The sequence below is a fragment of the Candidatus Binatia bacterium genome, assembly GCA_026415395.1.
Lineage (GTDB): Bacteria > Desulfobacterota > Binatia > HRBIN30 > HRBIN30 > HRBIN30.
Window position 1 is genome coordinate 22293 of sequence record JAOAHD010000009.1, and the last position, 23848, is coordinate 46140.

Sequence of the window (23848 nt, forward strand, 5' to 3'; positions counted from 1 at the left end):
CACGGAAGCGAATGGGTGCGCGTTCGAACGGAGGAAGTCGGCAAACATGGAGTCTTGGTTAGAACGCCTGAATGAGATGCAGCGCGAGGCCGTGCTGCATCCGGGGGGACCGCTGCTGGTGTTGGCAGGGGCGGGTTCGGGGAAGACCCGCACCCTCACCTGCCGAATTGCGCACTTGATCGCCGCTCGCGGGGTGCGCTCGGAGCGCATTTTGGCGGTGACCTTCACGAACAAGGCAGCAGCAGAAATGCGCGCCCGCGTGCAGCAATTGGTCGGCGATCATCGTGCTTGGGTAGCGACATTTCATTCCACTTGCGCCCGGCTGCTGCGATTCGAGGCGCCGCACCTCGGATACCCGCGCGACTTCGTGATTTACGACGAGCAGGACCAACAGCGCTTACTGCGTGATTGTTTAACCGAGCTCAAAATCCCAGCCGATCGTTTGCCACCCCAGATCGTCGCTACCATGATCGATCAGTGCAAAAACCGGGGGCTGAGCCCGGCAGAGTTCGTGCCCTCAACACCGCGGGAAGAGCAGATGCTGGAAGTGTACCGTCTCTACCAACGGCGTTTGTTGGCCAGCGGCGCCATGGATTTTGGCGACCTCCTTCTGCTCGTGTTGCAGCTCTTCGAAGAGTTCCCGAGCGTGCGCGAGCGCTGGCAAAATCAGTTCGACCATATTTTGGTCGATGAGTACCAGGATACGAACGCTGTACAGTACCGCCTCGTGCGGTGCCTCGCGGAGCCGCACCGCAATTTGTGCGTGGTTGGGGACGAGGATCAATCGATCTACCGCTGGCGCGGCGCGGAAATTCGCAACATTTTGGATTTCGAACGCGACTACCCCGATGCCCGCACCATTTTCCTCGAACAAAACTACCGTTCGACCGCAGCGATCCTGCGGGCTGCGTCGGCGGTGGTGGCGCACAACGTGCTCCGGAAAGGAAAAACGTTGTGGACCGAAAACCCGCGCGGAGACAAAGTCGCGGTGATCGCTTGCGACAACGACCTCGAAGAGGCCGATTGGGTCACGAAGGAAATCCAAAGGTTGCTCCATCAGGGGCGAAAGCTCGGCGACGTCGTGGTGCTGTACCGAACGAACGCGCAGTCGCGCGTGTTCGAGGAGGCTTTCGTGCGCGCGCGGCTGCCGTACACCATCGTCGGCGGCATGCGCTTCTTTGCCCGCGCGGAGGTCAAGGACGTGCTCGCCTACCTGCGGCTCATTGTCAACCCGCAGGACAGCGTGGCGGCCAAGCGCATTATCAACACGCCGCCGCGTGGGATTGGCGAGACGACGATAAGGCGGGTTGCCGCTTTGGAAACCGAGGCTGGTAGTTTTCTGAGCGCGTGCCGCTTGGCGCTTGTGCGCGGTGTGCTGAAACATCAAGCCGCCGAGCGCGTGCAGCGCTTTGTCGAGTGCGTGGAACGCTGGCGCGAGCAGATGGCATCGCTGCCTTACGCCTCCTTAGCGGCACAGGTGCTGGAAGAGAGCGGTTACCGGCAGTGGCTCGAACAGCAGCAAAGCGCGGAAGCGGAAGAGCGGTTGCGGAACGTGGAAGAGCTTTTGCGTTCCCTGGAGGAGCATGCGGCGGAGAGCCAATCCCTCGCCGAGTTTTTGGAGCAGGCGGCACTCGTTGCCGATGTCGATACGTATACGAACGCGGCCGATCGCTTGACCCTCATGACCCTCCACGCGGCCAAGGGGCTGGAGTTTCCCGTGGTGTTCCTGGTGGGCATGGAAGAGGGGTTGTTTCCGCTGACCCGCCGTAACGACGACGAGGAGGACATCGAAGAAGAACGGCGGCTTTGTTACGTGGGGATGACCCGCGCCCGCGAAAAGCTGTATCTCACGTACGCCATGCAGCGGCGCCTCTTCGGCAGCGTACAGGAGAACGAGCCGAGCCGCTTTCTCCGCGAAGTGCCCTTGGAAGTCGTGGACTTCACCGGTGCGAAACACGTGGCGTGGAATTGGGCACGGCGTGCGGCGGCGCGGGATGATCGAGCGCAAGTATCGACCGAACCGGAGGTGGTGTACGATGAAGGCCTGCGCAAGGGCCAGCGGGTTCGGCACCCGACCTTCGGCATCGGCACCGTGCTGCAAGTCGAAGGCTGGGGAGATGACCAAAAGGTGGTCGTTTTGTTCCAACGCGCGGGAAGAAAGAAGCTAGTCGTGCGCTTGGCGGGCATGGAACCCGCCTAAGAGCAGCAAAAACCTGCTTGAACTGCGGAAAGCACACCGAGGCCACAGGCAGCTCGCGAGGATCCGAGCTTCATACGGAGGAACAAGCGGCCACCGGCAGCACACATTGAGGCACGCGCCCAAACATCGCGGTGGGCGATGCACGCTGTCGAGTGGGTTTGCCACCGCTCTGGGAGGCGAAAGCCGCGTCCCACGGTGGCCTACGGGGCATTTGCGCGGTTGTGAGCGCGCAGCCACTGGAAGCCCAGCTTGCGGAGCTCTTCAAGCGCGAGCATGGCAAAGGGGAACCACGCAACGAACTGCCAATGTTGCCACGTCAAAGGCGCAAAGCCGAACATGCGGGCCACCGGGAGGACATACACGAACGCCATGCAGCAAAGAATTTCCGCTGCGATGGCGCCCCAAAGAATGCGATTGCTGGTCCAGCCTAGCGGCCACACCGTGGCGGTGGCGCTGCGGCAGGCGAACACGTTGCCCACCTGGCACGCCACGATTCCGACGAAGGTCATCGTCGTTGCCACAGTGTACGTCTTCGCAAAGTCGTTCAGGTCCAACCCTGGCCGCCAGCCGGCCAACCAGTAGGCGTAAAAATAGGCCAGCATGCTGAGGGCAGCTTGAATCGGACCGAGCCAACCGTAGGCGCGGAGCAAGATTGGCCAAGACAAAATCCGCTCCGCGCGCGAGCGGGGCGGGCGCTCCATCACGCCTGGCGGCGGGTTCGCGGCCGAGGGCGAGGGCGGGAAACAGGTCGGTGCCCAAGTCCACAGCTAGGATCTGTGCCACAGGGAGCGGCAGGGGGAGGCCGCCGGGGACGAACAGCAAGAACGGCACGATCTCGGGGATGTTGCTGGCAGAGATGTACGTGACGAATTTGCGCACGTTGTCGAACACCGCGCGGCCGTATTCGATGGCGCTCACGATGGCGGCGAAGTTGTCGTCGGTCAGAATCATGTCGGCCGCTTCGCGAGCAACGTCGGTGCCCGTGGCGCCCATCGCTAAGCCAATTTCCGCCCCGCGTAGCGCCGGGGCGTCGTTGACGCCGTCACCGGTCACGGCGACGACTTCACCGAGGTGTTGGAATGCTTCGACCAAGCGCGATTTGTGCTGCGGTGCGGTACGAGCGAACAGCACGTCGCGATGTGCAACGAGCAGATGCTCCAGAGCAGCGGCGCGGTAGTGATCCAATTCGTTGCCGGTTACTACCAGGGGCTCGACGTCATGCAAGCCAATCTGGCGAGCAATGGCCGTAGCGGTCAGCGGGTCGTCGCCGGTGACCATGCACACGCGAATGCCGGCACGCCTGCACGCCGCAACCGCCGGCGGCACCTCGGGGCGCGGCTGGTCTTCCAAAGCTACGAAGCCGAGGAAGACCAGGTCGCGTTCCACGGCCTCGGCGCGATACGGTGGCGCGATGTCTGCGGGGAAGTCGCGCCGGGCCACTGCCAGGACGCGGTAGCCAGTGCGCGCCAGGGCGTCGTGCCGGTCATTGAGGTGGGGGCGGAGTTCTGTGGTCACGGCCACCAGGCCTTGCAAGGTCTCGGCGAAGGCGCAGCAGCGGCTCACCTCGCTCCAGGCACCCTTGGTGCAAGCGACTACCCGGTCCTCGAGCTGATGAATCGTGGTCATGCGTTTGCGCACGGAGTCGAATGCCAACTCGGCCACGCGCGGCCACAACGCCAGGCGCTCGGGATCGAGGCCGACTTGTTCGGCAGCTAGGAGCAGTGCGACCTCGGTCGGATCGCCAACCGGGCAAGGGCGGGCCGTTTGGGCTGCTGGTTGGCGAGAAGTCAAGACTGCAGCACAACGTGGCACAACGTAAGAGCCCGAACAAACGGTTTGTTCCCTCCGGACCGGCGACGCCCGGCGACAGCGGCTGGAAGCCGTGCTCGCTCCGCTGCGGAGAAGAAGCGAAGCGAAAACCGCCGTCAGCGAACCACACTTCACAGACCGTCATTTCGTTTTTTGTGAGCGTCCCGGTTTTGTCGGTGAGAATCACAGTGGTGGTGCCGAGTACCTCGATGGTCGAGAGCCGCTTCACCAGCGTTTTACGCGCAGCCAGCGTGCGTGCTGCAGCGGCAAGCGCAAGGGTGAGCGTCGGAAGGAGCCCTTCGGGCACGTTGGCGACGAGCATTCCAAGGGCAAAGGCCTGGGCGACACCCAAACCACCCTAGGCCTCGGCGGCCCAAAAGCAGGCAACGCCGAGCGACACCGCAACGGTGGCCACGACCCGCACAACGTGCTGCAGCTCCCCTTCGAGAGGACTGGGTCGTTGAGGTTGCTGTTGCGCTAAGCGCGCTAGTTGGCCGAACCGCGTAGCGCCATCGGTGGCAAAGACTACCGCCTCGCCTGTGCCACTCATCACGTACGATCCGGCAAACAACAAGTTCGGTGCGGCAAGCCAGGGAAGTGCCTCGCTCCCGATCGCCTCCGCAGTGCGCGCCACGGGGCGCGATTCCCCGCTCGAGTGGGAGAGATCGACCTTAAGGTCTTGGCAACAAATCAGGCGCGCATCCGCCGCCACCGCTTCCCCGGGGCGCAAGATTAGAAGGTCGCCAGGCACGATCTCCGCGGCCGAAACGACAAACTCCCGGCCATCGCGGCGCACAATCGCTTGCTCCGGCAAGAGTTTTTCCAGTGCGTCGGCCGCACGCTCCGCTGGGTACTCCTGCCAAAAGCTGAACAAGCCGTTGACGACAACGACGGCGACAACAGCCGCGGCAAGTTCGGGCGTGGCCGCCAGCCAAGCGAGAACGGCGGCGACCCACAGCATGACGGCAAAGAAGTGCACGAAATTGTTTGCGAGGTGAACGTACCACGGGGTGCGGTACGCGAGGAGTCACATTGAGCCCAAATCGCTAGAGGCGGCGCGCGGCCTCGGCGGCAGAGAGACCAAAACGGCTGCTACCGGGCGCTTGCAACGCCTCGTAGGGCTGTGCACGGCTCCAGCGCGGCAGTTCGCTGTGAGATAAAGAGTAGTTTGTACGCAACGTCACAGGTCGGCCCGGTGCGCGCTTTACCGAAATCCGGGACGCCCAGCGAGGTGGGCGGTTGTCTAAGAGCAGCGGCGGACTGCTCTAGCGTGGTTGGCTCGTCGCCAAACGTTGGCGTGTTTTGGACTTCCGGTGCTTTTGCTACGGACGACCAATGGTCCGAGAGCCGCGGCGAGTGCGCATTCAAGTGGCGGGTGTGTCGAGCCTGGAGGAGGCGCTCTTTTTGGAGCGCCTCGGTGTCGATGCTCTCGGGTTTACGGTACGGCTGCCTGAGGGCATCCACGACGACTTAACCGAAGCCAAGGCTCGTTCCATTGTGCAAGCCTTGCCTCCGTTCGTTGCCACCGTCGCCATCACCTACGTCAGGGATGGACGGAGCGCAATCGAATTGGCGCGCTACCTCGGGGTGACGGCATTGCAGCTGCATGGGGACTTTCCGGCTCCCGAACTCGAGATGGTGCGCGTGGCCCTGCCGCATCTGAAAATCATTCGTGCGGTTTCGGTAACCGGGCCCGAAGCGATTACCGTTGCTCGTTCGTGGGAGCGACGGGTGGATGCTCTAATCTTGGACACCTACGACCCTGCCACGGGGCGCCGCGGGGCCACCGGGAAGACGCATGACTGGAACGTTAGCGCAGAAATTGTGCGCAGCGTGCGTTTGCCGGTGATCTTGGCCGGGGGCCTTACGGCGGAGAACGTGGGTGCCGCAATCCGCCAAGTGCAGCCGTGGGCAGTGGATACGCACACCGGCGTTGAGGATGCGTTCGGGCGACGCGATTTCCGCCGGATGGAAGAGTTTGTCGCCGCGGTACGACGGTCCGAGGGTTAGCGGCTCGGCCGCGCGTTGTTCATGGGAGGAACCGCGCCCAGGTGTGCGGTGAGCTGATGGAACAAGCTCGACTCGCGCTTGTAGAACCCCTCGCAATGCACCGAACCACCGAGCCGGAGCAGCGTGTAATCGAGGTGATGGCAAAGTTCGTGAAGCAGGGTCCGGAGGAAGGTTTTGAAGGCGGCCACTTGCTTCCGTTTCGCCGTAAGCATCCACAAGCGGATTTGTGCCCCAGAGCGCCGACTCAAGGTGTACAAACCGTGCAATTCACTGAAGTGGTTGCGGGGTCGGGCGAGTTCCACGGTGATTCCGACCGGTGGCACAGCCAAGGCCCGACAGATCTCGTCGGCAATCGTTTGCACCACGGGCTCCACCGCGGCGGGGCTGGCTGTGGCCAGTGCGGGGGCCAACTGCGTGACTGCATCCCGCAAGCGGGGAGAAACCTGTAAGCGAATGCCACCAATGCGGTTGCTTTTCTCCTGAAGCTTTAGCCACTTGAGGTTGCGGCGCGCAGGTCGCATGGTCATTGGTCGTCCGGTTCGCGTAGCTCGGTAGGACTTTGGCCGAAGCAGGGGTTTTTCCGGCGGCGATTGTGTGCGTCGAACACGTACTCGTTGTACACGTTTTGTCCGGCGCAAAGGTAGGCGAGGCAGCGCTCGCGCGATCCGTACCATTGTCGGCCAATCGGCAGAGAACAATCGAGTGGCGAGCGCGGGCGGTTGACGTCGACTTGCACTTGCGCGGAGGCAAGCGAGCACCAGCCGATGAAGATCAAAAACGGAACGGAGAACGGCGGCACGCGCTGAGGATGGGCTTTCGTTCGGTCATTTGCAAGCGGAGAGCAAGGTGGTAAATCGCCCGCTGGGAGAGAACGCAGTGTACCCAGGGGTACATCGTGACGGCCTGCGTGCCAATCTCGTAATCGCGTGGCTCCTTGGTCTTTTCGCCTTGGGGAGCGCGGTGCCGAGCGGCAGTTTCGCGCCGACGGTTCTGCAGTTTCGCCCCGAGGCGCAGCGGCGCCTTGAGCCGGCCAAAGTGAGCACGTCGGTGGAGAGGCAAATGCGCCGCTGGGTCACGCGCACCGAGCGATTGACCCTCAGGGTTCTAGATGCAGCCATGGGAATTGTGTGGGTCCTCGCCTGGTTGGCGACTTCTACGGCGTTGTTTGCTGGCATTGCGGGCGTGGTCGGCGCAGTCGATCAGGAACTCGTCCGCGGATTGCGTACGCAGTGGGTGAGAAGCATGCGGCTGGCTTGGCGCGGCACGCAGGTGTTTTGGAAGTCAGCCAGGGACCGTGCGCTGCCGCTCGCGCCCCGCGTGGTGCTGCTCTTAGCGTGGGCCTACTGGTTGTCGCCGGTGGACCTTTTAGGCGAAGATTGGAGTTGGGCGAGTGTGATTGACGATGGCTTTGTCGCGGCTGGAGCGGGGCGGCTGTTCGTGCACTTGTGCCCGAACGAGGTGCTGCAACGCAACGCCGCAAAGCTGCAGATCGGGTAGTGGTGACGCTCCTTGGTGCTGCTCTGCGAACCGGGGTGGTGGTGACTCTGGCTTGGTGCGAGCAGCTCTCGGTTGCCTACGATTCCTTGCCCTCCAGCACGCGCTCGTAACCTGGGCACGAAAGCACTGGCAAACGCGGATAGCGGGGAAAGCGGCCGTCGCTCTCGGAACGCAGACAGCGGTAAAAAACCGAACCACGCTGCGTGCGGATGCGGTGGCAGTGCTGGCAGGAGTTGCACAAACCCGCGTCGATACCTGACTCGCTCATAACCAAGGTTCAGGAGCTGAAACTCTCCCGGGTCGCAGCCGCGCGAAGTTCGATCATGGTGATTTCTCTTGGCGTCCACAAGCGAATGCGCTGGCCGGTGACCCCGAGGCCGCAGTTTACGTAAAGCAGCGAATCGCCCCGGCGGAACAGGCCGCGATCGAAGCGGGTGATCAGTTGCGCCAAACTCATCCGCCGGCCGCTAAACCACGGTAGGGCAATTTGCCCTCCGTGGGTATGGCCGCTCAGCACCAGGTCGATCCCTAGGGCGGCCGCCTGGGGAAAGACGTCGGGCCGATGGCACAACAGGAGTTTGGGGTCCTCTTCCGGCAATGCTCGGCACAAAGTTTCGAGTTGGGGCACGTGGGGGACGCCTCGTGCCCAATCGAGGCCGCGGTCGTCCAAGCCGATGACATGCAGGCGACCACCGGCGAGGTGGAGTGGAAACACTTCGTCGCGCAGTACGGTGAAGTCCGTATGGCGTCGCAACGCCGTAGCAACGCGTTCAGCGCCGGCGTAGTGGTCGTGATTGCCGAGAATCGCCACCACTCCATAACGAGCCCGCAACGAGGCGAGGACGGGAAAGTACTTGTCAAGATCGGAGCGCGCATTGTCGGCGATATCTCCGGTGATGCAAATGAGGTCCGGCTCGAGGGCGTTGACCCGCGCAACGAAGCCTTGCAGTTCGTCCACGCGCATGTTCGTGCCCACATGAATGTCGCTCAGTTGCACCAGGCGAAGGGGCGGTGTGGTTGCGGGCCAGCGCGCGCAGGGAACACTGATTCGTGCCACTTGCAGGCGCCGTTGGCCGAGCGTGTAGCCGTAGCCAAACAAACCAACGATCCCCATGAGGCCAAGCCACCCCGTTGCTCGTTCGTCCAGCGGGCCAGCACGCAGGGGCCGCTTGGTGGTACCCATGCCGCGCGCTTCGCTGGTCAGCATTGCATGGAGGAAGTTACCACCTTGCCAGATCAAGTGGTTCAACACGAGAAAGCCGGCGACAAAGAGACAAGTGAAGGCAGCGGCGTGGTAGAGTTGCGGAAGGCGGTCCATCAACTGCCGTTGCGTGTTACGGCGGCGCCGCACCAGCCAGAAGTTAAACCCACCCAGCAGGGTCGCCACAGCAAAGAAGTGCAGGCCGGAGAGCGGTGTCCACTGTCGGGCGATCCACCAGACCACACCTGCCTGCGCCACGCTAACCCAAAAGAGCAGGAAGAGGAAAAAGTGATGGAAGAACCACGCCTCTGCCCGTGCCCACAGCGGACTACTGATTTCGAACCGCATGGCGCCAGCTCTTAGCGGGAAGGCCTGCTCGCTGCATGTCAGCGTTCACGAGCGGGCAGGAATGGAGGCATGTCCGTGCTCGGGCGCATCGACCAGCGGGGCGGCCGTTTCTCGAGAAATGCTTTGACCCCTTCGCGAGCATCGGGCTGTGCCCCGCACCAAGTGAAGGTTTGCTGCTCGCGTTGCTCGGCCCGCTGCCAATCGGTTTCGGTAAGCTGCTGCCAAAGCAAGCGCTTGGTTACTGCCACGGCGACCGGTGCCGTGTTTTGGGCGATGTCGCGCGCCAGCGCTTGAGCTGCGGGGAGAAGCTCGTGATCGGGAAGCACGCGACTCACGATTCCGTACTCTAGAGCTTCTGCTGCGGAGAGCATGCGTCCGCTCAGCAGGAGCTCGCTGGCGCGGCTCAAGCCCACAAGGCGCGGGAGCAGCCAAGTGCTCAGCGCTTCCGGGCAAAGGCCGCGGCGCACGAAGATAAACCCGATCCGTGCAGTCTCCGCAGCGAGCCGGATGTCCCATTGCAACGTAATCGTGATCCCGGCTCCTACAGCCGTGCCGTTGATCGCTGCAATGATCGGCTTGGTCATCTCCCACGGCCGCACGGCCGCCGCTCGCTCCGCAGCCAGGTTTGTGAGGTAATCCGGGTCGTCGCTGCGGTCGAAGGCGCGTTCGCCGCTTCCAACGTCAGCTCCCGCGCAAAATGCCCGGCCAGCACCGGTAACCACAATCGCACGCACGCGGTCGTCAGCATCCAAAGTGGCAAAGGCGTGCGTTAGCTCGCGCCGCATTTGCGGGGTATACGCGTTCAGTCGCTCGGGGCGGTTGAGCGTGATGGTGGCAACCGCGTCCTCGATGGAAAGGAGAATTTGCTCGTACGTCACGCGCGCTTCGTTTTGCGACTCGGCTTCGCGGCAAACACGGCCTCAGCCGCTGCCTTGAACTCGAGCACCGATTGCCGCAGTGCCGTTTGTTCCAGCATGCGTTTCAAGGATCCCGGCACCCAAAAACCTACGGAGATTGCCTGCCGGCAGGTTGCTTGCGTTTTCGCTTTGGAAATCGGATCGAGGTCGTAATGACCAACGATGGATTCGATATCGCCGTCGACCGAATGCCAGTCGAGCCGGGTGGGTGGTTTGTAGGTGTACTCCAGCACATAGCGAATGCGTTTGAACATCATGTCCATGCCAAATTCCACGATTTTTCCGAGCCCGTTGTCGTAGCGCTCGACGACAGTGGCGCTGTTGATCCCGGAAAACCATTGCGGATAGCGTTCGAAAGAAGTGATGACCTCGAAGCAGACGTCGACAGGCGCATCGATCGTGGTGGAAAATTCCTGCTCGCCCTTCACGCTCATGGTCGGCGCATCATGCCAAACGATGGACGCAAAGGCAAAAGCTTTTCCGCGTCACCACGATCCCAGTGCTCGTACCCATGGATCATTTGCTTCCGGAGCAGTGGGTGTGGCCGCGGGTAGCGCGACGGCGGAAGATACTTTGGCAGTCAGGTTCCGGAGGAAAGCAACCGTGCGGGTACGCCGGTGAAGGATGATCAGATCGACCTTCCCATCTTCATCAAAATCGCCCGGCACCGCGGCCGTTGGCTGCCGTCCGGTGGGGAATTTTTCGGGTAGGCTCAATCCGCTTTCTTTAGAACCGCGCAAAATGGCCACTTTGTCCTCGTGTTCTTCCACGCGCACGACGTCCGGTGTGCCGTTGCCGTCAAAGTCGGCGCTGATTACGGGGCGCACGCGGTTGCTGAAGGTGTCCTCCACCGGATCCTTGAGCCCCTTGCCGTTTCCTCTGAGGATCGAGACCCGTTCGCTCCGCGAGTTACCGACCACCAAATCGAGGGTGCCGGTGCCACCGAGGTCGCCTGCAAGGAGGAAGTCAGGTTTGGGTAGCACCGCGTAGTTGGTGGTGCGCGGGAAGCGCCCCGTGCCGTCGCTAAAAAGCAGCGACACGCTGTTGGAGAGCGTGTTGGCGACCGCAATGTCGTCATGACCGTCGCCATCGAAGTCAGCCACCGCTAGCGCAGCAGGGCCGAGGCCGGTTGCTAAAAAAAGCGGCGCCACCAACTCTCCGCGTGCAGTGCCAGCGAGGACCGCGACATCGTCCGAGCCAAAGTTGGCAACGACCAAGTCAGCAGCTCCATCGGAGTTGAAATCGCCAAGCGCCAAGGAACGAGGATCGGTGCCAACTGGCATAGAGGTTTGCAGGCGGAAACTTCCGTGGCCGTCGCCGAGGCTCAGGGTAACGAGGGCGGCGTCACGGTGGGCGATCGCAAGGTCAAGGTGGCCGTCACCATTGGCATCGTAGGCCATGGCGGCGAATGGGTCGGGGCCAAGGTCGAAGGCGGAAGGCCCGCGGAAGGTGCCATCGCCGCGGCCACGGCACAGTGTGAGCGCCGAGGACCCCCGGCTGGTTACGAGCAAATCGGGCACGCCATCGCCCGTGGCATCGGTGACCAAGACTGCTTCGGGATTGGGTCCGACCAGATAAGAGAACCGGCGTTCGAACTTTCCCGATCCGGTGTTGAGGAGGACATGCACGACTCCGCGGCGGCTATCGGCAGCAAAGAGATCGATTGCACCGTCTGCGTTCACGTCGACAGCGGCAGCCGTAACAATGTCATCGCTGCGCAGGAGACGAACCGGACCGCTAAACACTCCGCGGCCGTCGCCGCGAACCCAGACAAGCCCGGAAGCATCCACTACCACGAGGTCTAACTTCGCATCGCCGTCAATGTCGGCGACGGCCGCAGCACGGGGATCGTTGCCGACAAACGATGCCTGGCGCGGCCGGAAGGAGCCCTGCCCGTCGGTTTCGAACACGCCCACGGCCTCGCCACCGGATTCGAGCACCAGCAGTTCGAGATGACCGTCTCGATCGAGATCCGCTGTTGTAAACCAGCGCCCTTCGACGCCTTCGGTGTCGACGACCTGGGGGAAGGCAAACTGTCCGCGCCTCTGCGAGCGATACACGCTGATGCCGTTGCGATCGCCTACGAGGAGGTCGCTCTTGCCGTCGCGATCCAGGTCTACTGCGTGAAGAAAGAGAATCCGACTGTTGCTCGAAAGCTCGGCTGCTTCTCCCAAGCTACCGTCCCCGCTTCCGTAGCGAATGCGCACGATCGGCTCGGTTCTGTTCGCAAACGCTACATCCGTCCAGCCGTCGCCATCGAAGTCACCGGCAGTCAGGCTGGCTGGCGCACTGGTGGTACGGCTTAGTGTCGGGCTCGAAAACTTGGCCTCGCGCGCACCGAGCAGCAGAGCCAAACCAGCATCGGTTGCCACGACGTAGTCGGTCAGCGTGTCCTCGTTGAGTCGTACGGCGACGAGACCGCGGCTGGCGACACCGAGTGGAACGTCTTCGCGCGCAGCAAATTCCAGTGCAGGCGCGGCGAAGGCGACGGCAAGCAGTGTGGGAGCAAGCCACAAACCGGGCCTCATGCGAGGCAAACGTTAACCGTGTTGCGTCGCGGTGGTCAAGCGCGCGTCTTGCACGGGTTGGCAGCACTGGTCGTGGCCTCTTGGAAGATTTCAGGGCGGCTGTTTGCCGGAAAGGTTGCCGTGCCTCGATGTGAGTTGCTCGCCCCGTCGGCCAGTGCGATAGGGAGGGCGCCATGTTTTGGCATCGCATTGCCATCGACTTAGGGACCACGTATTCCCTTGTGTACACCCAGGACAAGGGCATTGTGCTGCGCGAGCCCTCAGCGGTGGCGTTAAAGAAGTCGACGGGCGAAGCGGTGGCCTTTGGAGAGCGTGCACGCACGATGCTCGGACGGGCACCGGATTTTATCGAAGTGGTGCGTCCGTTGCGGGACGGAGTGATCGCGGACTTTGGTGCGGCGCGAGCCTTGCTCGCCCATTACATTCGGGAGGCCTCGCGCGGGCGTTGGTTTCAACGCAAACACGTGATTGTGTGCGTGCCGTATGGCGCGACGGCGGTAGAGATGGAGGCTCTCATTCGCGAAGCGGAGGCGGCAGGGAGTCATCGCGTGGATCTTGTGCGCGAGCCGTTCGCGGCCGCCCTGGGTGCGGGATTACCGATTAGCGAGCCGCGGGGCAATTTGGTGATCGACATTGGCGGGGGCACCACTGAGGTGACCACACTCTCACTGAATGACATCGTGCACTGCGAGTCGTTGCGCATGGCGGGAAATGCCATGGATCAAGCGGTGCAGTCGTTTTTTCGCAATCGTTACAACTTTGCCATTGGCGAGAACACCGCAGAGCAAATCAAGATTCGTTATGGAGCCGTGTACGCGAACGGTGCGGCAGGCGACGCCACCTTCGAGGTGAAGGGGCTCAACGCCCGTACTGGCAAGCCCGAGCGGCTTTGTGTGCGGGTGTCTGAGATCCGCGAGGCGCTCGAAGGAGTGGCGCGCAACATTACCGATGCCGTGCGCCGGTGTGTGGAGCGTTTGGCTCCGGAGCTCGCGGCCGATGTGTACACAGACGGTGCGGCGCTGGTTGGTGGCGGCGCGTTGTTGCGCGGCTGGCCAGAGCGGCTGCGGGAGGCGATGGGACTCAAGGTGCGGATTGCCGACGACCCCCTCATGTGTGTCATGCGGGGGCTGATCGAAATCCTGAAGAACCGCGATGCCTACGAGGAACTGATCGTCAACTCACGGGTCCGGCCTTCGTTGGAGGATGAACGGCGGTGAGCATGCGGCGGCGTCTGGTTCCGTGGGTCGCGCTTGTTGTCGTGGCACTTGTCGCCGGTCCGGTAGAGGCTCGGCGGCAGTGGCCACAGGCGTTCGAAGCGCCAGTGATTGCGGTAAGCGACGGCGACACGTTCGTGGTGCGTTACGGTGGGCGGAACTTGCGCGTGCGCGTGGCTGGGGTGGATGCCCCAGAGCTGAAGCAACCCTACGGGCGTCAAGCGCGAGCGTTCACGGCCGGGCTGGTGTTGGACAAGGTGGTGCGCATCGAGCCTCGAACGGTTGATAGTTACGACCGCATCGTTGCTCGCGTCCTCACACCTGATGGCAAGGACTTAGCCGAAGAACTCCTGCGCAACGGGTTGGCTTGGTGGTACCGGCATTATGCTCGCGACCAGCGGCTGGCCAGCTTGGAAGCGGAGGCGAAAAGTCAGAGGCGGGGCCTGTGGGCCGACCCGGACCCGGTGCCGCCGTGGCTGTATCGGCGCGCTCCGGTGTTTCAGTAGGTCGGCCCGCCGCCAGTGGGTCGGAGCGTTGACTCGGGGTTGCATTTGGCCAAGAAGCTTCTTCTGCCTGAGCGCAGCCGAGTTGGCTTTGGCGGGTCGGGCTTTGTTCAAACGAGAGCTGCGGTGAAGTTCGGGGCCAAGCAGAAATAGGAGGAACGATGGCAAGCGAAGCGTTGAACATGATCGTGAATATGTTGCGGAGCCAGCGTCCGTTGCACGAGCCGACCGTGCAAGAAATGCGGGCTGGGCTGGAGGCAATGGCGCAAATGTCGGTGTTGCCGGCCGACGTCGAGATGAGCTCGGTGGAGGCCGAAGGGGTGCCGGCGGCTTGGGTCGTTGTACCCGAAAGCGAAGCCCATCGCGTAGTGTTGTACCTGCATGGGGGCGGCTACGTGATCGGTTCCATCCGTACCCATCGCGATTTGGCACAGCGCATTGCCCGTGCCGCACGAGCGCGGGTGCTGCTGATCGATTATCGGCTGGCCCCGGAGCATCCTCATCCGGCAGCGGTGGAGGACTCTACACAAGCTTACCGCTGGTTGTTGCGCCAGGGATTCGAGCCGGCAGCGATGGCGGTCGCCGGCGATTCCGCCGGTGGCGGACTCACAGTCGCGACCTTGGTTGCACTGCGCGATGCGGGAGATCCGTTGCCGGCGGCGGCGGTGTGCTTGTCGCCGTGGGTGGACTTGGAAGGGCTTGGCGAGTCCATGACCACCAAGGCCGACGTCGACCCCATGGTGCAGCGTGAGCCGTTATTGCGCATGGCTGCCATGTATCTCGGTGGTAAAGATCCCCGCACGCCCTTGGCTGCGCCGCTTTACGCAGACTTGAAGGGCTTGCCGCCACTTTTGATTCAAGTGGGAACGGCTGAGACGCTGTTGGACGATTCGATGCGCTTGGCCGAGCGGGCACGAGCCGCCGGTGTCGATGTAACCCTCGAGCCGTGGGAAGACATGATTCACGTTTGGCAGGCGTTTGCCTCCATGTTACCCGAGGGCCAGCAAGCGATTGACCGCATTGGTGAGTTCCTTCGCCAACGACTGCGGTAGCTCTCGAGTCGTTGCGGGCGCGCGGAGAGGTGTCTCAGCAGAGACTTGCCGCCGTGGCCGTCGCCTCAAGGCGAAGAGTCTGTTCTTCTCACCAGCTGCTCCGCTTTGTGCGCCAATGCCTGGCGATGAATTTTCCCGCTGCCGAGAACGGGAAGCTCGTGCTCGGTCAGGAAAAACACACGTTCGGGAACTTTGTATGTTGCCAGACGTTCTCGGCACCAGGCGATGACCTCTGGCTCGCTCGGGTGCTGGTCCCCTTCCGGCACAACAAAAGCCACTAGGCGTTGGCCACGCTCTGGGTCGGCGGCGCCCACCACTACGGCAGTCCGCACCCCCGGGTAAGCAGCAAGCACGAACTCCACCTCGGCTGGAGATACGCTGGCGCCGGCGACTTTGACGACGTCACGGATGCGGCCGGTGAAATGCAGGTAGCCCTCGTCGTCGATCCAGGCTCGGTCGCCCGTGTGGAAGAACCCTTCCGAATCGAAGCATTCGCGTGGCCGCCGTTTGTAGTAGCCCAGCATCAGAGTGGCTCCGCGAACGGCTAACTCCCCTTCTTGTCCTGGGGGGAGTTCGACTCCAGTGTTTGGATCCAAGACCTTCATTTCCACCCCGGGTAGCGGCCGGCCATGAGTGCTCTTGCGTTTGTGGATGGGATCCGACCACGCGGTTGTGGCCGCCATTGGGCCGGTTTCTGTCATCCCCCAGGTGCTCACCGCGTGGTGGTCGTTGCCGTAGAGGGCATCTGCCCAGTCTGCTTGGGCTCCAGGCCCTTTGCGCAACCGAAGGCGCGCCCGGCAAAAGCTCGGGTGCTTGAGAATCGCATGCGCCTGGTGCGGCCAAGCGAAGAAGGTCGTCGCCTCGTAGCGTTCCATGAGAGCAATGGCTTCACCTGGCTCGAACACCGGCTGGCTAATCACCGCCGCGCCGGCAAGCCATGGTGCCAGCACTCCAGCAACGAGCCCTCCAGCGAAAAACCAGGGAAGGTATGCCCATACCCGGTCGGTTCGTTCCAGCCCTAGCCGTTCTGCGATGCCGGCAGCGGCAGCGAGCATGCTGGCGTGGCTGTGCACGACGGCCTTGGGAGCAGCCTCGCTGCCTGAGGTGAAAAAGATAGCGGCGGGCTCGCTAGCGGAGGTGTTTTCGGCGAGAGCTCGCAACCACATTTGCTCGCGCTCCGAGGGCTCTCGTTGGCAGCCCTGCCAACTGAGGCCGGTCGAAGTGGGCGCACTCGGAAACCAAACAATCGTGGCTAAGCATGGAAGCAACGTGGCGCATGCATCCTTACGATCGAGAGCAATACTGGCGGCCGCGAGTGCCGCGGCGTAATCGTTTTTGAGGAAGCGAGGCGTGGCGACCAAGATGCGCACGTCCGCAAGCTGCAAGGCGTACACGAGTTCCTTGCCGGTCCAAAATGTGTTCAGCGGTACGAGCACGGCGCCGAGGCGCCACACGGCCCAGGCCAGTACGAGCCAATCGGGTCCATTGGGGAGCAGCAGGCCCACATGGGTGCCTTTGCGAACACCCCAGCGCGCAAGCGCAATTGCCGCGCGGCGGCTTTGGCTCTCGAGTTCGGCGAAGCTGTAGATCGCTGTTGCAGTGAGCAGGGCGGGGTCGGTTCGGCCACCGGGCAAGGTTGTCGCTAGGGTGCCCGGCGCGGACGAGGGTAAAATCGGGATGGGCCTCAGTTCAATTACTTCGGCCATTGCTGCGACCGAGCACCAACCCAGGCCGCTCCTCCGTTGGCCGTCCAGCAGCGACGATGGCACGGCCGTTGACGAACACGTACTCCACCCCGCGCGCGGGCTGCACCAATCGGTAGGCCCCACCGGGAAGGTCTCTGCGCAACTCCGTGCGTGCCGGACTGACGCTTGCCGGATCGAAGAGCACAATGTCGGCGGCGGAACCAACACGGAGTTGGCCACGATTGTGGATGCCGTAAAGGCGCGCGGGGACAGAGGTCAGCAGTCGCACCCCTTCCTCCCAGGAGAGAGCTTGCAACTCGCGCACCCAATGGCCGAGCAGGTGGGTGGTGAAGCTGTGATCGGCAAGCGTGTCGACATGCGCTCCCGCATCCGAGAGGGCGAGTAGGCCCGCTGGGTGGCGCAGGAGCTGGCCCACGATACGCTCATCGTTGTTCATGATGGGAATACCCCACTGGCAGGCCAAATCGGTTTCCAACGAGAGATCGAGCAGGGTGTCGACTTCATCCGCACCCCGCGCGGCAGCGATTTCTGCAACGGAGCGATCCATCCATCCGGTGTGTTGTTCGCTGGGGGACCAGCGGAGAAAAATTGCTTGCCAAGAGGGTCCGAGGGCCGCTACCCAACCACCGCCTTGCGACATTGAGCGAAGTTCGTTGCGGAAGGCTGCGCTGCGCAGCAGTTCCGCGCGTTCTTCTTTCGGTTTGGCTAGAATCGGACGCCAAAACGGGTTGTTCTCCGTAGCAATCGAGCTGCTTCCAAAAGTAATGCGAACCTCAAGTGGGCGGCACCCGACCTGAGGAACGACGCGGAGTCCACGTGCTTGCAAGTGGGCCGCGTCCTCGATAACGCGCAGCGCCCCTTCCGGCTCGAACGGATTGTGAAGAAGTGGTGCCCAACTGACCAGTTTGCCGCTGGCCTCGGCAAGCATGGCATAAAAGTGTTGGTCCTGAATTTTATCGTCGGCCGTACCGAGCAAATTGCGGGGCGCGATTTCCATCACCCCGCGCTCGAGCGGCCGCAGCGTACGAGCGAAGGCTAAGAGTTCCTCGCGCGGGGCAATGCGGCTCGGCACCGGGGTGCCGTCGCCGAAAAAGTGAGTGGGTGATTCCGAGCTCGAAAAGCCCCAGGCTCCCGCCCGAACCGCATCTTCCAGCAGCCGGCACATGTTGGAAAGTTCCTCGTCGGTGGCGGCTCGCTCGGTGGCAGCCTCTCGCATCACGAAGTAACGAATCGCCGAGTGGCCAACGAAGGCGGCGACGTTGAGGGCGGGTTGCCAGCGTGCCAGCGCGTCGAGGTATTGCGGAAAGGTCTCCCACTCCCAGCGAATTCCTGCCGCTAGGGCTTCGGTGGGCATGCCCTCCACATAAAGAAGCATGCGCATGAGGAGTTCGCGGTCGCTTGCATGGCACGGGGCAATGGTGAACCCGCAATTGCCGATCACGACTGTGGTCACGCCATGCCACCCCGAGGGTGTGAGGAATGGATCCCAGGACACTTGGCAGTCGTAGTGTGTGTGCACGTCGATAAAGCCGGGGGCGGCCATCAGCCCGGCAGCGTCGATTGTTGTCCGGGCGGGCTCGGCCACGCTGCCAATGCCAACGATGGTGTCCCCTTGAACGGCAATGTCGCCGTGGAAGCGTGGCGCGCCGGTGCCGTCGCAAACTTCCGCGTTGCGAATCACAAGGTCGAGCATGGCGCTGTACTACAACACTGCGCGGTCTCGGGCCAAGAGGGAGGAAATGCGAGCGTCGAGTTTCGAGAGGGCAGCAGGATAGGGCAACTTGGCCTAAGGGGCTAGGCGGGACCGGCTTGAGTGCAGCTCGAGTGTCGAGTGACGGCGCACAAAGCGACTAGCGTTCGAGGCAAGCGTAAACGGCGTCGATCAAGCTCTGTCCGCGTTTGTTGAGAAAGAGGCCATGGCCGAGTTGGTTCATCACGTAGCCGATGGCCACGCGCGCTTCGGGGTCGGCCATGCCGAAAGAGCCGCCGGCGCCCACGTGTCCGAATGCGGCTGCATTGGGTCCGAAAATCACGCGGTCCTCGGGGTCCTCGGCAATGCTTTTCATGAATCCGTGGCTAAACCGGGTGCGCGCGAGCAATACGCGATCGGGCCCATCAACGGCAACCCTTTCAGCGAGTGCACGGGTGCTGGAATCCAGCAAGGGAGTGCGTTGCTGCGCGTGAGCGCCGACCAGGCCGGCGTACAAACCCGCAAGCCCGCGGGCATTGGTGATGCCGTTGCTGGCGGGGATTTCAGCGGCATGCACAGTGCGGGTGTTGGCGGCGGAGCCGCTGGTGATGCTTGGTGGGTTCATAAAGGCTTTCCAGGTGAGGCTGCCCCGCTGCATGACGGCGCGAAAGAAGGGGGTGGGGCGATTTCGCAACGGGGGCATGCGGATGCGCGCCACCCGGGGCTCGTAAGCCTCCGGCAGCCCGATCCAAAATTCGAGGCCGAGCGGCTCGGCGATCTCGTCGCGAAAGAAGCCTCCTAGGCTGCGGCCCGTAACCCGGCGCACAACCTCGCCCACGAGGAAGCCAAAGGTGACGGCGTGGTAGCCATGCCCTTCTCCCGGTGGCCACAAGGGTGCTTGGGAGGCGAGGGCGCGGGCCATTCGTTCCCAGTCGAAGAGCGCCTCGGGCGGAAGGGGTTCGTCGATGGCGGCAAGGCCGGCTTGATGGGTGAGCAAGAACGAAACGGGAATCGACGCCTTGCCGCGTTGCGCGAATTCCGGCCAGTAGTGGGCCACCGGGGCATCGAAGTCCAGCACCCCGCGCGTGTGCAGCAGATGGGCGCAGGCGGCTGTGGCGCCTTTTGTCGATGAAAAGACGAGAACCAGGGTATCCTCGCGCCACGGTGCGCCGGTGTGATGGTCGGCGACCCCTCCCCAAAGATCGACCACGACCTTGCCTTCGACGATCACGTGCACGGCCGCACCTAACTCTCCGCGTGCTGCAAAATTCTGACGGAACGTGTCGCGTACGAGGGCGAAGCGGGCGTCGCAATGTCCGTAAATCTCCACGCTTCGTACAAATCGCAGTGGTGGTGACGGTTCAAGGGCAGGACGCGGGCAAACTCGATTAGCAGCCTTTCGGGCCGCCCTGCCGGGGCGTTTAAGCGCGGCGTTCGAAGATCAGTTGTGCATCGCCGATGTGAGCCGCGGCGAAGGCGGCTTCGCAACTCGCCAAATAAAATTCCCACAAGCGCGTAAAATAGCGGTCGAAGCCGAGCGCCTGCACTTGCGGCAGGTGTTGCAGAAACTGCTCCCGCCACGTGCGCAGAGTGCGGGCATAGTGGGGGCCGATGTCGCGGAAAAAGAGCAGCCGAAGTTGCGTGTAGTGCTTGGTCGCCCACAGGATGCGGTGCAGGGAGGCAAGCAAGCCTCCCGGGAAAATGTGCTTTTTGATGAAGTCGAACTCGCGCCGGTACGCGTCGTACCGTTGGTCCGGGATCGTGATGGTTTGCAAGAAAAACTTGCCTCCAGGTCGCAAGCAACGGTCAACTGCCGTGAAGAACGCGGGGTAGTACTCGTGACCGACTGCTTCGAACATTTCGATGGAAACGACGTGGTCGTAAGTGCCGGTGAGGTCGCGGTAGTCCAAGAAGTCGAGGCGAACCTGATCGCTTATGCCTGCTGCGGAACAACGCTCGCGGGCCAGTTCCAACTGCTTTTGGGAGAGTGAGATGCCGTGGACAAAGGCCCCGAAGTGCTTGGCCGCGTGTAAGGCGAATGAGCCCCAACCACAACCGATTTCTAAAACTCGCTCTCCAGGTTGAATGCCGAGCTGGCGGCACACGAATTCCAACTTGGCATGTTGCGCTTGTTCGAGAGAGAGGGACGGTGGGTCAAAGAGAGCGCAGCTGTAGGTGAGGCTGGAGTCGAGAAACAGGCGGTAGAAGTCGTTACTGAGGTCGTAATGGTGGGCGATGTTGCGGCGGCTTCCCGAGCGAGTGTTTCGCTGCAAGGCCCAACTGACCGCTCGGGGGAGACGCAAGAGGCTTTTGACCACCGACCGTTGGTTCCACAACGCGCTGTCAGCGCGAACGAACAGCCGGCAGAGCTGGGCGAGGTCGTTGGTGTCCCACCAGCCTTCTGCGTAACTCTCGCCAGCGCCGATGTCTTGCTCCCATAGGATGCGGCGAAATGTTTCCCAACGATGGATTTGCACTTGGAGCATGGGGGTTCCGCGGCCCAGGGTGTGCTGGGTGCCATCCGGTAGATGAAGCTTGAGGGTGCCGGACTCGAGACTGGCTAAACCGGAGAGGACTTTGTCCACGAGGCGCCGCGTTAGCCACGAGGGGGCACCATCGCTGGTTCTGGTTCGACCGAACATTTCGAGGGCATGGTCACTCATGCTGTCTTCCTTTCCATGATTGGGCCCGCTGCCGGCGTTTTGAGACTACGCGGGCTGAACTCGGCCCATAAGGCGGCTTGTTGTTGTTGAGCCCTGCTAGGTGAAGGTTGGTGAAAGACGCGCAAGTGTTTGAGGTACAGCTTAAGGGCCTCATAGTGGATTGCCGCAGTCACCTTCGCGGTGAGCCATGGGTGCCGAACGGCTAGGCGGAGCAACTGGGCGTCGGTGAGCGGCCGTCGCCAAGCCCACACTGCAGCGTCGATCGTGGCCTTCCCACGCTCGCGAAGCCGGATGGCGATCTGCAACCGCTCGCCTGGAGGGCGCAGGCGGAACTCGTAACTGCCTGCGTCACGCTCGGTAAACGGGGATACGTGCATGTGCTTCGGCGCGTGGACGATCGATGTGCCCCCGTTTGTGTGAGGGTGGCTGACGGGGAGTACGTAATGAAAGCGTTCACCAAACGTGTTGTTTACCTCCGCGAGCACGCACACCAGGTCCTCACCGGCGGTGAAGCCGTAGAAGAAGGATACTGGGTTGAAGACGTAGTTCCACTGGCGCACGTGGGTCAGGAGGCGCCAGTGGGGAATCGCAGCCGGGTCGATTCCGTTGCGCTCGAGAAACGCGAACAGCCGGTCACGGAGGGGGCCGTGGCCGTCGAGGTGGTCTTGTTCGTTGAAGGAAAACAAGCGACGCCGGTTAATTCCGAGGAGAAAGAGTGTTTCGGCGAGAACCGGTACCTCTTCCAGATCCAGGTACCAGTACGTTGTTCGGTAACGGAACAGGTGCCGCTGCGGGACGTGGCGGAGGTGTTGGACGAAGCCGACGTACAATGCGGAATTCATGCCGCTGCTCTCCGATTTTCGATTGCTGCGACAACGTCTAACGCTGCGCGCACACCGTCTTCGTGGAACCCGTAGCCGAGGTAAGCGCCAGCGAAATACGTTCCGCGATGGCCATTCCATTGAGCCAAGGTGGCTTGAGCGGGCGGCACTTTCGGATCGAACTGTGGGTGCTCGAACCACCAGCGGCGGAGAACATGCTCGGAAGGGATGTTGGCGGTGGAATTGAGGGAGACACAAAAGGTGGTCGTTGTCGGCAGGCTTTGCAAGTGATTGATGAAGTAAGTCATTGTGAGGGCGCCGTTTTCCTGACGGCAGTCGGCTACATGGTAGTTCCACGAGGCCCATAGTTGTCGCTTGCGAGGAAGGAGCCCCGCGTACGTATGCAGAACCACTTCGTTTCGCTGATAGCGGATGGCACTAAGTGCAGCGGCCTCTTGGGGTGTCGGATCGGCGAGAAGTCGCAGTGCTTGGTCGGAGTGGGTGGCGATAACGACGGCATCGACATGCACCGTCTCGTGGTCGAGCTGCACATCGATGCCGCGAGCATGGCGGCGGATTTGGCGCACGGACGTGCGTAAAAAAATGCGCTCCGCGAAGCCGGCGGTGAGCCTCCGGACATACTCGCGGCTGCCACCTGAAATTGTTCGCCACTGCGGTTGGTTGGAGACCGACAGCAGCCCGTGATTCTCCATAAAGCGGAGGTAGGTCCCAAGTGGGAATAGTTGCACGCTGTGCGGGGGAGCCGACCAAATTGCTGCTGTCATGGGAAAAACGTAGTGTCGGCGCAGATCCTCGGAGAATGCATGCTCGGTGAGGAAGGCGCCGAGCGTCGCGTTGGGCGAAGGCTGGCGGAGCCAACGTTGGCCAAGCTGGTGAAAGCGCAAAATTTCCCGGACCATGCGCAGGTGGCGCACGTTGAGCCAGTGCCGCACCGTGGGCCCGAGGAGTGTCCGCAAGCCATGACTCGAATACTCGCGCGCGCAGCGCTCGCAGCGCATGCTAAAGGACATTGGTGCAGCTTGGGTGGGTACGCCGATTTCACGGAGGAGCCGGCTGAAATTCGGGTAGGTGCGCTCGTTGTACACGAGGAAGCCCACGTCGAGTGCCAGCGGTTTGCCCGATCCGTCGGTTACATCCACGGTGCACGCGTGGCCACCCGCCCAGTCCTCGCGCTCGAAGACGAATAGCTCATGTTCCCGCTGCAGGTGGTAGGCAGCGACCAACCCCGAAACGCCGGCTCCGATGATGGCGATGCGCATAGCGAGGCACCAGGAGAGGATTAGGCTGCGTGGCGATGAGCGGAACAGATCCGGCGGCGCTCGGACGCGGGCCGCGCCAGCCAGCCCTTGACCATGTTCCGGACGTACTGCGGGTCGAGGTGAAGAAGCTCGCACAGGCGAAGGAAGGAGTAGGGCCAGGAATCGTCATCGGAAAACACCCACTGGAGTTCTTGTTCCACGGACTTGCGGCGGCTGGGTACATGCGCGTAGTTGCGGATTTCCACCAAGCCGCTGACGAACACTGCTGCCGCCAACTTTTTCTCGGGGCTCCACGACGAGCGACTCGGCAACTGCGTGGGTAGGATCTCGCCGCTGGCAAGCATGTGCTCGATGACGCTCAAGCTTTGCGATTCAGCTTCGAAGGGGAAAACCGACATCGTACCACTCC

At 62.5% G+C, this 23848-nt stretch carries 21 protein-coding genes; 6 read left to right on the forward strand and 15 right to left on the reverse strand.

Features of this window, described 5'->3' with window-relative positions; all coding sequences use genetic code 11:
• Positions 1-46 precede the first annotated feature (46 nt).
• Positions 47-2200, forward strand: coding sequence for a UvrD-helicase domain-containing protein (locus N3C12_10130; GenBank protein MCX8072793.1), 2154 nt, complete (start codon positions 47-49; stop codon positions 2198-2200).
• Positions 2201-2461: 261 nt separating this feature from the next.
• On the opposite strand, the gene N3C12_10135 is transcribed toward N3C12_10130, so the two are convergent.
• The gene (locus N3C12_10135; GenBank protein ID MCX8072794.1) at positions 2462-3991 is read right to left on the reverse strand and encodes an HAD-IC family P-type ATPase; all 1530 of its coding nucleotides are present in this window, start codon (positions 3989-3991) and stop codon (positions 2462-2464) included.
• 376 nt (positions 3992-4367) lie between these two features.
• Positions 4368-4988 (reverse strand): hypothetical protein, encoded by a 621-nt coding sequence (locus tag N3C12_10140; GenBank protein ID MCX8072795.1) that lies wholly within the window; start codon positions 4986-4988, stop codon positions 4368-4370.
• 356 nt (positions 4989-5344) lie between these two features.
• Between N3C12_10140 and N3C12_10145 the strand changes: the two genes are divergently transcribed.
• Entirely contained in the window at positions 5345-6019 is a 675-nt protein-coding gene (locus N3C12_10145; GenBank protein MCX8072796.1) for a phosphoribosylanthranilate isomerase, read from the forward strand.
• Here N3C12_10145 and N3C12_10150 read toward each other — a convergent pair.
• Positions 6016-6546 (reverse strand): hypothetical protein, encoded by a 531-nt coding sequence (locus N3C12_10150; protein MCX8072797.1) that lies wholly within the window; start codon positions 6544-6546, stop codon positions 6016-6018. The genes N3C12_10145 and N3C12_10150 overlap by 4 nt on opposite strands.
• Positions 6543-6818, reverse strand: coding sequence for a hypothetical protein (locus N3C12_10155; GenBank protein MCX8072798.1), 276 nt, complete (start codon positions 6816-6818; stop codon positions 6543-6545). Before N3C12_10155 ends, N3C12_10150 begins: the two co-directional genes overlap by 4 nt.
• 47 nt (positions 6819-6865) lie before the next feature.
• Here N3C12_10155 and N3C12_10160 point away from each other — a divergent pair, with 47 nt between their 5' ends.
• The gene (locus N3C12_10160; protein MCX8072799.1) at positions 6866-7516 is read left to right on the forward strand and encodes a hypothetical protein; all 651 of its coding nucleotides are present in this window, start codon (positions 6866-6868) and stop codon (positions 7514-7516) included.
• 277 nt (positions 7517-7793) lie between these two features.
• On the opposite strand, the gene N3C12_10165 is transcribed toward N3C12_10160, so the two are convergent.
• The 4 genes from N3C12_10165 to N3C12_10180 are packed head-to-tail and all read right to left on the reverse strand — an operon-like array spanning position 7794 to position 12510.
• The gene (locus tag N3C12_10165; GenBank protein MCX8072800.1) at positions 7794-9065 is read right to left on the reverse strand and encodes a metallophosphoesterase; all 1272 of its coding nucleotides are present in this window, start codon (positions 9063-9065) and stop codon (positions 7794-7796) included.
• A 38-nt stretch (positions 9066-9103) separates the two neighbouring features.
• Positions 9104-9943: an enoyl-CoA hydratase-related protein gene (locus N3C12_10170; GenBank protein ID MCX8072801.1), complete on the reverse strand. Its 840-nt coding sequence runs from the start codon at positions 9941-9943 to the stop codon at positions 9104-9106.
• Positions 9940-10416, reverse strand: coding sequence for an SRPBCC family protein (locus N3C12_10175; protein MCX8072802.1), 477 nt, complete (start codon positions 10414-10416; stop codon positions 9940-9942). Before N3C12_10175 ends, N3C12_10170 begins: the two co-directional genes overlap by 4 nt.
• Before the next feature lie 51 nt (positions 10417-10467).
• Complete coding sequence (locus N3C12_10180; protein MCX8072803.1) at positions 10468-12510, reverse strand: VCBS repeat-containing protein; 2043 nt, start codon at positions 12508-12510, stop codon at positions 10468-10470.
• Between the two features lie 173 nt (positions 12511-12683).
• Here N3C12_10180 and N3C12_10185 point away from each other — a divergent pair, with 173 nt between their 5' ends.
• The 3 genes from N3C12_10185 (at position 12684) to N3C12_10195 (ending at position 15279) form a co-directional block, all read left to right on the forward strand.
• Positions 12684-13727, forward strand: a complete 1044-nt coding sequence (locus N3C12_10185) for a rod shape-determining protein (protein ID MCX8072804.1) — start codon at positions 12684-12686, stop codon at positions 13725-13727.
• 2 nt (positions 13728-13729) lie between these two features.
• On the forward strand, positions 13730-14230 hold the full coding sequence (locus N3C12_10190) for a thermonuclease family protein (GenBank protein MCX8072805.1): 501 nt from the start codon (positions 13730-13732) through the stop codon (positions 14228-14230).
• Between the two features lie 158 nt (positions 14231-14388).
• Entirely contained in the window at positions 14389-15279 is an 891-nt protein-coding gene (locus N3C12_10195) for an alpha/beta hydrolase (protein ID MCX8072806.1), read from the forward strand.
• A 65-nt stretch (positions 15280-15344) separates the two neighbouring features.
• Here N3C12_10195 and N3C12_10200 read toward each other — a convergent pair whose 3' ends face one another.
• The 7 genes from N3C12_10200 to N3C12_10230 all read right to left on the reverse strand — a co-directional run bounded on the left by N3C12_10200 (position 15345) and on the right by N3C12_10230 (position 23837).
• Positions 15345-16985 carry an acyl--CoA ligase gene (locus N3C12_10200; protein MCX8072807.1) on the reverse strand — a complete coding sequence of 547 codons (1641 nt, stop codon included), beginning with the start codon at positions 16983-16985 and terminating at the stop codon, positions 15345-15347.
• Positions 16969-18678 (reverse strand): amidohydrolase family protein, encoded by a 1710-nt coding sequence (locus N3C12_10205; GenBank protein ID MCX8072808.1) that lies wholly within the window; start codon positions 18676-18678, stop codon positions 16969-16971. The genes N3C12_10200 and N3C12_10205 overlap by 17 nt, the downstream gene beginning before the upstream one ends.
• 157 nt (positions 18679-18835) lie before the next feature.
• Positions 18836-20005: a beta-lactamase family protein gene (locus N3C12_10210; protein ID MCX8072809.1), complete on the reverse strand. Its 1170-nt coding sequence runs from the start codon at positions 20003-20005 to the stop codon at positions 18836-18838.
• Positions 20006-20096: 91 nt separating this feature from the next.
• Complete coding sequence (locus N3C12_10215; protein MCX8072810.1) at positions 20097-21338, reverse strand: cyclopropane-fatty-acyl-phospholipid synthase family protein; 1242 nt, start codon at positions 21336-21338, stop codon at positions 20097-20099.
• Positions 21335-22180 (reverse strand): DUF1365 domain-containing protein, encoded by an 846-nt coding sequence (locus N3C12_10220; GenBank protein MCX8072811.1) that lies wholly within the window; start codon positions 22178-22180, stop codon positions 21335-21337. Before N3C12_10220 ends, N3C12_10215 begins: the two co-directional genes overlap by 4 nt.
• Complete coding sequence (locus N3C12_10225) at positions 22177-23439, reverse strand: FAD-dependent oxidoreductase (GenBank protein MCX8072812.1); 1263 nt, start codon at positions 23437-23439, stop codon at positions 22177-22179. Before N3C12_10225 ends, N3C12_10220 begins: the two co-directional genes overlap by 4 nt.
• A gap of 20 nt (positions 23440-23459) precedes the next feature.
• On the reverse strand, positions 23460-23837 hold the full coding sequence (locus tag N3C12_10230; protein ID MCX8072813.1) for a hypothetical protein: 378 nt from the start codon (positions 23835-23837) through the stop codon (positions 23460-23462).
• Positions 23838-23848 lie beyond the last annotated feature (11 nt).